Annotated in this window: 1 protein-coding gene; it reads right to left on the reverse strand. The window is 58.6% G+C overall.

Annotation, left to right across the window (positions count from 1 at the left end; genetic code table 11):
- On the reverse strand, positions 1 to 698 hold a 698-nt coding region (locus HWX22_RS31325; RefSeq protein WP_175916997.1), incomplete at both ends, for an IS3 family transposase.

The raw sequence follows: 698 nt of genomic DNA on the forward strand, positions 1-698 counted from the left end.
CGTCGCATACTCCTGAACGTCGGCCACGGTCTCGAAGAGGTAATGGGCGAGCCAGTCGTATCGAACCGTTTTGTTGTAACGCTCGATGTACGCGTTCTGTTGTGGCTTGCCGGGCTGGATAAACTGCAGAACGATGCCGCGTCGAGCGGCCCAGTCCCTGAGCGCATCGCTGACATATTCAGGTCCGTTGCCGCAGCGGATCTTCAGCGGCTTGCCGCGCCATTCGATCACCTGATCCAGGGACCGGATAACACGTAGCGCCGGCAACGAGAAGTCCACCTCGATGCACAGGCCTTCCCGGTTGAAGTCGTCAATCACGTTGAACAGCCGGATGCTACGCCCATCGGCAAGCTGATCGTGCATGAAATCCATTGACCAGCACTCGTTCAGTGCCTGCGGCACGGCCAGCGGTTCCGGTTGCTCACGCATCAGTCGTTTGCGTGGCTTGATCCGCAGATTCAGTTCCAGTTCGCGATAGATGCGATAAACGCGTTTGTGATTCCATACGAAGCCCTTCACGTTGCGCAGGTACAGGAAGCATAGGCCAAAGCCCCAGTTGCGCTGGTTATGCGTGAGTTTCACAAGCCACTCGGCGATCACCCCGTTTTCCGGGCAGCGCTTTGCCTGGTAGCGGTAGCAGGACTCGCTCACGCCAAACGCCTCACAGGCCGCCCGTACGCTCATCGCCCGATCCTTGA

The organism is Burkholderia sp. BCC1638 (assembly GCF_902833195.1).
Lineage (GTDB): Bacteria > Pseudomonadota > Gammaproteobacteria > Burkholderiales > Burkholderiaceae > Burkholderia > Burkholderia diffusa.